This is a genomic window from Deltaproteobacteria bacterium (assembly GCA_016210005.1).
Taxonomy (GTDB): domain Bacteria; phylum Desulfobacterota; class Binatia; order HRBIN30; family JACQVA1; genus JACQVA1.
In genome coordinates, this window is sequence record JACQVA010000102.1 from 1 (window position 1) to 8,117 (window position 8,117).

At 63.6% G+C, this 8,117-nt stretch carries 4 protein-coding genes and 1 pseudogene; 3 read left to right on the forward strand and 2 right to left on the reverse strand.

Annotation, left to right across the window (positions count from 1 at the left end; all coding sequences use genetic code 11):
- The first annotated feature begins 282 nt into the window (after window positions 1-282).
- A pseudogene (locus HY699_10080) lies at window positions 283-671 on the forward strand (HNH endonuclease).
- A gap of 341 nt (window positions 672-1,012) precedes the next feature.
- Here HY699_10080 and HY699_10085 read toward each other — a convergent pair.
- Together HY699_10085 and HY699_10090 are read right to left on the reverse strand one after the other, a co-directional pair.
- Window positions 1,013-1,894, reverse strand: a complete 882-nt coding sequence (locus tag HY699_10085) for a hypothetical protein (GenBank protein ID MBI4516147.1) — start codon at window positions 1,892-1,894, stop codon at window positions 1,013-1,015.
- Window positions 1,845-6,851, reverse strand: a complete 5,007-nt coding sequence (locus HY699_10090) for a hypothetical protein (protein ID MBI4516148.1) — start codon at window positions 6,849-6,851, stop codon at window positions 1,845-1,847. The genes HY699_10085 and HY699_10090 overlap by 50 nt, the downstream gene beginning before the upstream one ends.
- Before the next feature lie 665 nt (window positions 6,852-7,516).
- Here HY699_10090 and HY699_10095 point away from each other — a divergent pair.
- Together HY699_10095 and HY699_10100 are read left to right on the forward strand one after the other, a co-directional pair.
- Window positions 7,517-7,705, forward strand: a complete 189-nt coding sequence (locus HY699_10095; protein ID MBI4516149.1) for a hypothetical protein — start codon at window positions 7,517-7,519, stop codon at window positions 7,703-7,705.
- Window positions 7,702-7,977, forward strand: a complete 276-nt coding sequence (locus tag HY699_10100; protein ID MBI4516150.1) for a hypothetical protein — start codon at window positions 7,702-7,704, stop codon at window positions 7,975-7,977. Before HY699_10095 ends, HY699_10100 begins: the two co-directional genes overlap by 4 nt.
- Window positions 7,978-8,117: the final 140 nt, after the last annotated feature.

Consider the following 8,117-nt stretch of genomic DNA (forward strand, 5'->3'; position numbering starts at 1 on the left):
CCCGATCTCTATGTGGTCAGTTTGCCCGAGCCAGCCGCGGTCAGTTTGGCCGATCTCGCTGTGGTCAGTTTGGCCGAACTTGCCGCGGTCAGTTTCGGTGAACCCACCACGGTCTCATAGCCCGGTCCCTTACACCCCACTCGGCGACTGCCTGACGGCGGAAGTCGCACGTCGTATCATCACCCTGCGAGCGGATGCCGAGACCCAGGCGCGAGTGGACAAGCTCGCCGACAAGGCGAACGAAGGGCAACTGTCCGACCGCGAGCGGGCCGAGTACGACGCGTGCCGTTCGGCCGCGCCGGCGACAGATGCGAGTACTGCAACCTGCGACAAGCCGCCGCGCCGTTCTTTACGTTCCACATCGAACACATCCGCGCGAGACAGCACGGCGGCACCGACGCTTCCGATAACCTGGCCCTGGCCTGCCCCGACTGCAAACGGGTGCAAGGGGCCGAATCTCACCAGCGTCGACCCGGAATCCAATGAAAGCGTTCGCCTGTTCAACCCCCGCATTGATCGTTGGGCAGAACATTTCGCGGTCTCCGGCCCTTTTCTCAACGGACTGACTCCGATCGGTCGCGCCACGGTGGCCCTGCTCCCTGCTTGAGATGAATGCACCGGAGCGCGTCGAGATGCGCGCTGAGCTGCTGAAGTCGGGGACCGTCGACTGAATCCACCGCTACCGCTCAAGCCGCAATGGCTGTGCGGCGGACCTGCTCGATCGCGGCCACCAGCTCGCGGCCAGCTGTGACAGGGGATACGTCCAATTCACCGTACGCATCTGGCCGGCACCAGTCGGACGCTTTCCAACCGTGTCGTGCTCCTTCTTCAACGGGTCATTTCGGCCGCGCAGCCCACACCGAGGAGTCGATTCGCGATCGTCCGGCCATAAGCCATACGCGATACGCCGTGATGCGATGACGTTCCACCCCGCTGCTGCGAGCGTCTTCGGGAACTCGGAACACTCTGACCCACGTGCCCCCACGAGGTCTTTACGGCCGTTCTATACACGTCACCGGGCACCACTGAAGATGGTTTGAATAGTGGCACGGAGGTCGTCTGTGTCTATCGCGCCTTGCCCATCGGTGTTGGCACCGGTGCACCGGGCCTCGGCCTGGGCGGTAATCACCTTCACGAGCGCAGGGAAGTCGGCCGCCGAAACTCGGCCGTCGCAATTGGCGTCCCCAGCTGGCGAAGTGGGCAGCGCTGTCCGGGTTGGCGTCGGCGGGGGCGTTACGGGGCTGGATGTAGGCTGGGGTGACTGCGTCGCCGTAGGAGCCGAAGTCGCTGTCGGCGCCACCGTCGGCGTATCGGTCGGAGCCGGGCTCGGGGTCGGGCTTGGCTCTCGAGGAACGGTGTGCGTCGACGTGGGATGTGGTGTCTTTGTCGATGTCTCGCTGGCGGTCGGCACCTCTCTCGGTGTTTCGGTAGGAGTGGCGGTTGCAGTGGGTGACGGCAACAACACGCTCATTGCAAAGGTCACGCTGTTGTCTTGTCGGTTCGCGTCGTTCACGATCTGGTCGTCGTCTGCGGTAGCGAGAAACAGGCGCTCTTGGGAATCAACGGTTCCCGGCGGCAGGTCAATCGCCACCTGCGCGGAGCTGCCCGGATCGAGCGGCGGAATGAGCGCAGTAACCAACGGTGCTGCCCCTGCATCGGCCGAGTATCGAACTGCGAGCGTACTCGAAGGAGCCGCGGGCGCCCCGCCGTTCACGACCTGCACGATTACTCGCGCCGAACCATCATCCTCGATTGACTTCGAGACCAGCGTCGCAACCAGGTCCGTCGCACCAATCGTGATCGACAACTGATTGTTCGTTTCGTTCAGCTCGCTAAACGTGCCGTCAGGATCGACAACGGCGTACAGCGTATGCGGTCCAGCAGATGCAGGCACGGTCCATGCCGCTGTCACTGTCGTGGTGGCCGCACCATCGAGGAAACCCTGCGATCACTTGCCGACCGATCTCGGTGCCGCCGGAGAGGGGGGCGCCGTCGTAGAACGCCACCTGGAGGCTTTCAACCGGCAGATTGCCGAGGTTTCTCACAGTCGCCGAGAGGGTGATGCTGTCACCCGCCAAGAAGTTAGTCCCTTGTGCAGTGAAATCGCCCGCCTGCAAGCCAACATCTTTCACGAGCGCTCGCTTCAGAACCGCCAAATCGGTGCGACCGAGCTGCGGCACGTTGTCGATGGTGATGCTCTCGCCGCCATCCGTCGTGATCGTTTCCGACCCCGAGTTCACAGCGGTTCTGTCGTACGCAACGGTGAGATTGCCAGCATCGTCCCACGCGGGCGCAAACGACCGCTCGAGCGCTGAATCGGCGAGGAGCCGATCGTCTTGGCTCCATCGCCCCGAGGCTGGATCGTAGACCTTGTAGTAGGGATCGCTGCCATCTGGACTTTGGTTCTCCCACATCAAGGCCAGATTCTCAGCCGGACCGACGCTCAGTGCGTAGTCTGTGAAGGCGATGCTGTCGGTGCCAGCATGCGCCACCTCCGGAGCACTCGCCAGATCGCGATCGAGCACTAAGTCGGCTCCTCGTTGCCAGACCAGGAAGACCTTGCCAGATGGGGCGATGACGGCGCGCAAGTTGCGGTCGGCAACCGTGTCATTAGTGAGTTGCGCGGCGGCGGCCCAGCCGCTGCCGGTCCAGGTCGAGTAGATCACCTCTTGGTCGGAGGCGTCGTCGAGGTTACCGTCCGCGTCGGTCGTCCACGCGTAGACGGCAGCGGTTCCACCTGCCGCCAGAGATTGCGAGGTTCGGGACGTGAGGTTACTGACCAGCGTTTGCGGGATGCTCCAACCTTGCAAATTCGGGTCCCACTTGGCCCAGCGCACCGTATCGGTTGATGCGGACCCGGCACTCGAGTCGCCCACGATTCGGTTCTGAGTGTTGGCCGTCCATGCGAGGAGCACGCTGCCATCAGCCAAGGGTCCGGGCAATCGTGGGTAGTGGTCGAGATACGCGTTGTTGGTGAGCGATGCCGGGAGACTCCACGTTCCAGTCGCGCGATCCCAGCGCGACCAGACAATCTCCACGTTGCTCAACAACGCGGTGACGTCGGTCGTGTTGAGATTTGGATCTTTGATTCGCTCCCATACGGCCACCGCATTGCCATTGCCGTCGAACGCCACCTGCGGGCTGAACTCACCGCGCGTGTCGGCAAGAATCGGCTGCGGGGCGGTCCAGGTCGCCCCGTCATAGCGCATCCAGTTGATGTCCGTGAATTGGACCGGGTTCGCGGTGGCGTTGTCGGAGACGTAGAGCACCATCAGTTCTGAGCCACGCGCCGCGAGCGCCGGCTGGCCGTTGGAAAACACGTTTTCGACCAAAACCATGTCGGTCGTCGGAGATACTGCGAGCGCATCCCGCCTGCGCGAGCGGCTCATAGTCTGAAACCGGCTCAGCCTTGCGGCCTGCTGGTTCGCCACAAAACGCGGCGGGCCACCGGAGAGATAGTCCCTCGCGATCGGGCGCACGGGTCGACGCATTCCTTCGATGACGCGCCAGTCCTTGGCTGCCCCATCTCTGCTTCGCAACGCCTGGGCAGCTGTGAAATCCTTTGTATAGTTGAGGATCGCAAACTGCTCATCCAGCACAACCAGCGAGAGCACGGTGAACTGCACTTCCCCGAAGAACTGCGCTCTCAGCTCTTGAAGAAAGGGGTCTTGCGGCCGTTGCAGGGTGGTGCCGACAGTCCCGCCCACCTTGACCAACCCCTGCGCGGCTTTCAGATCGGGGCCGTAGACGGCCCGGGCACCGAGATCGATCGGCGTACGGAAGCCACCGAAGCCTGTTGGCGGCGGATCGAGCTGGGCAACCAACTGCAAGGCGAGCTTGAGAAGGCCTTGGAGCGTCACCCGCTGGAGGCTGTTGATGTCCAACCCCAGTCGCTTCAACCAGTCCAGGATGCGCAGCCATTGAGCGCCGGGCACGTAATCGCTCAGCAGGAATGATTTGATGTCCTGCGTTCGGTCGAGCGTGAGCTGCAGCCCGACATCCTGCGGCACGATCCCCCTGGTCTGGGTCGCGATGCCATCCGCTACAGCGCTCAGGCCGATATCGACCTCCAAATCGCCAACGGAAAGCTTGGGGCGGCGCAGGTTCCGGGTGGCCGCACCGTTGAATCTGGGACGGGCCAGAGTCCCGAAGTGGATTTCCCATTCCCCGCTGTTGAGTGCGTACTCGAAGCCACCCTCGACGGAGAAATCGATGCCCGTTTTGTCCAGCAGGGGCAGGCTTTGCAGAAACTGGGCGGACTGGTCTGGGAACTCAAACGTAAAGGAATATTGCGGATCGTTGCCGGGGATGAACTGGAAGGGAGCGAGCGCAGCGAACTCACTGAGGAACCCAGGCAGAGGGATGATCGAGACCGGCACGGTGAACGCATCCGATCGCACGCCGGCGCCGTTGACTGCGATGACGCGCAGTTGGTTGACCCCGAGACTCAACGAGCCTGAGAAGCCGAGAGCCATATTGATGCCCGCGCTGGCGCCGGATGGCGTCCCGGGCACTACTTGGCTGAGCGTGCCGTTGGCATAGAACTCGACGGTGCCGGGTGCGCCGTTCCAGTTGACGCTCGCCGCATACTGGTTGAAGACCTGGGCACCGCCAAGAAAGAGTCCTTGGTACTGTGGCTTCACTGCCGTAACGATAGGTTTCGAACCTCCCGATGGACTTAGGGCGATGTCCTGTGCCACCGCCACCGCGCCGACTGGCACCGTCAGGTCCGACGAGTACGTGGAAAAGCCGGCCTTCATTGCGCTCAGTGTGCGCCCCGCAGTGAGGTCAACTGCCGTAAAGTCGTACTGCCCGTTGCTGTCGGTCGTCGTCGTTTGCCCGGCCAGCGTCATCACCGCGCCAGCAAGCCGAGCCCGAGTCGCGGCGTTCGTCACGACGCCCGAGACGCGGACCGTACGCGCCGGTGTTACCGTCGATGGCGATACGCTCGGGCTTGGGGTTCGCGTAGGCGTCGGCGAGATCGCACTAGACACGGTGGGAGTCGGTGTTCGCGTCGGCGGCGCAACGCCCGCGAGCAGCAAATCCACGTTCTCGTCGATGCGGCCGTCCTCGTCGACGTCGAGCCAGAGGCTGACGTTCACACGTACCGGGCCACTGACCCAGCTCGGCACGAGCAGCAGGCGCGATACCTCGCTTTCACCCGGCGCCACGACCACGGTCGTGTCGTGGGCGTGATCCTGGATGACGGAGCCGGTGGGCAAGGTGACGTACGCGCCGAGCAGGACATGCTCGTGGGCGATGCCAGCGGCGCTATACACCTTAGCCTTGATTGTGATCGGAATGCCTGCGATCGCAGAGGTTGGCAGGATCAGTTCCATAATGAACATCGGCGAGCTCAGTTCGGCCGCCCTCAGCTGGGCCGGCGTTCCGTTGTCGTTGTAGTAGTGGTTCACTATCCACAGCCACGACTTCCCTTGCGCGGCCCAACCCTGGCTGCCCCACTGTGACATGCCGCGCCCGTGGCCGTTGCAGTACTGACCCGCCCCCGCCACGTCGCTGAGACACGGCCATCCGGCCGCCGGCGAGCCGGCAAACCCGTCCCCGCAGCTCGCATCGCTGTTCGTGCAGCAGGGCGCTTCACCGGTGGCGCAGTTCGAGGCATTGTCCGGCGCGACCAAGTTGTTGTTCTCGGCGGAGTATTCGGCCCGTGCGATTTGGAGACTCGGGTCGAGGAGTACAATGCCCGCGGTGCGGGCCGACGTGAGCCCTTCGTCGTCGTTATCGAACGCCTGACAGCAGCTACTAGAACAGATGTCATAAGTGCTAGTGCGGGGATGGGAGACGTGGTAGGCGCCGTACGACCGGTAGGCGACTGCGCCGGCCCGCAGACTGTGCGGCTCCCAAGACGGCAGCCACTCATCGCCGAGGCCGAGCCGAACGTAGTCCGCGAGCGTATAGACTTGGACGTTGGGGCAGTCGCTGCAACACGGCCCGTTCGTGTTGCTCACGCCCAGTCGGATCGAACTCGGCGGCGAGGCGGGAAATATCAATGCCGCCCGAGCTACCGTCCCAAGTTCCATCGCGCCGTGCTGTTGGGCCATTGCGGGCGGTTGCAGCCACTGCGACGCCGAGACGTCGACGCGAGCGTGCACCGAGAGTGAGCCGATATCGTGGCGCTCTTCGATCGCCCCCTCGCCGCTGAAAAGTGCGATGGTGGTCCGTATTGTGGCACCGGCGGTGAACAGGACTCCCGTTCGCCGCAACGTCTTATACCCGGCGAGCGCGAAGCTCAGAACGTCCGCCTTCGCCCGCGGCGTCGATCCATCCTCCGGCGCCGCGACCGGAGCGGCGACCCGCAGCGCGAAGTACCCCGCCGCATCAGTCACCGTCTCGACATCGGCTGATTCGAGCGCGACCGCGACCCCGGCCAGCGGCGCGCCCGTCGCATCATCGGTCACGAAACCGGAGGCCACCGCCGTGGTCGGAAGCGCGCGAGCGAGCTGCGCATCGCGTACCGTATCCATCCGGGAGAGCATGAATCGGATGCTCGGCGTCGCCGCGTCGTCCACCGTAAACCAGCTGTCGAGCGGCACGTACCCGGGCATTGTCACGCGGATCGTGTATCGTCCCGTCGCATACCATTTCACGATGGCTTCGCCGCCCGCATCGAACGTGTCGACCACCGGGCCAGGTCGGCAGTCGGGGTCCACGCTTTGCACGACGACCATTGGCGCAACCGCGTAGCCGGTGTCGACATCTCGGAAGCTCAGGACCACGGCGCCGTTCGCCGAAGCGGCGACGGCAGCACAAGCAAACGCCACGGCCGTTGCAACGGTGAGCCCCGCAACCGCGCCGCGAAATCGTTGCACGGGCGAGCTGCGCTTCGCCATGGTTCCGCCAAGGGTCTTGGACGATGCGACTCTCTCCCGACCGCTGGCAGCCCGTCGACCTGAAACCGGCCCACACACCAACATGGGATCACCGCACGGCTGCACGAACGAATCACGCCATGGCGGCAGTGGCATAGAAACCGGGGTAGGCAACCTTGCGCAGCTTGACCGCTGCGGCCATGACGCGGCGTCCATTGAGTGAGACACGCCAGCGGCGTGAGTGTGGAATCTTGCCAATCAACCGGTGGAACTGCAACCGACGTAAGAGAGGCGTTACCTGGGCCGAGCGCTTGGCGGGGTCAGGGTCGAGGGAACGAGGATCGAGCGGGCTAAAGGGGGTCGCCCATTGAAATGAGAATTCACTAGCCCACTTCAGTTCGCTTCACGCTGAGCCGGCTGGGCTCAAGGCTCGCGTGCAGCTCCGCGCGGCGGCGCCGCAGGAAGCAGCGGACGGCGGGATCGCCTTCCAGGCCGATTCCCCCCTCGGTGAAGCTCGGTGAAGGAGGATCCCTTTCTGCTCGAATCACCCCATCGCCCGCTGCGCAGCGCCGACGAGTTGGTCGGCGAGGCGGGTCGGTGCGGTTCCGGGAGCCGATGCCGGTTGGCGCAGGCAAGGACGATCTGCTGCGCTTTGCAAGACCGCCGGTTGCAGCTAGGATGCCCCCATGAACGCAAGGGCAATCCTCGAGCAGATTAGGGCGCTCCCGAAAGACGAGCAGGCTGAAGTTTTCGAGATGGTCCATCGACTCGAAGACGGCGCCATTCCCGAATCCTTCTGGCAGGGAATCGACGACATCCGGCACGGGCGCGTCGTGGACATGGAAACCGCTCTCCGCGATCACCCGCCGAAGTGAGCTACCTGTTCAAGGCGTCGGAGACCTTCTGGCGCAATTTCTATCGCTTGCCGGACAGTCAGAAGGCGGCGGTTCGCCGAGCGTGGAAGATCTTCAAGGCCAATCCGTTCGACTCGCGTCTCGGTGTCCACAAGATCCACGCCCTGTCCGTCAAATCAGGCAAGACCATTCACGCCCTCACCATCCAAGCCGATCTGCGCGCGGTCTTCTTCGTGGAAGGCGATACCATCTTCACCGTGGACATCGGCACGCACGCCATCTACCGCACCTAAGTACCGCAATTCGTAAATACGATGACGTATTATCTGTGGGAATTCCCCGGGTGCCGTGCTACCGTCTCCGCCAGCGGTGGAGGCGGTGCGGATGCCCAGAAAGAGCCCATTCGATGTCGAATTGACCGAAGATGAACAAG

Bases quoted from the DNA above. Each gene is read 5' to 3' on its own strand.
- HY699_10095 (MBI4516149.1), top strand. From the start codon at position 7,517: ATGAACGCAAGGGCAATCCTCGAGCAGATTAGGGCGCTCCCGAAAGAC.
- HY699_10090 (MBI4516148.1), bottom strand. From the start codon at position 6,851: ATGGCGAAGCGCAGCTCGCCCGTGCAACGATTTCGCGGCGCGGTTGCG.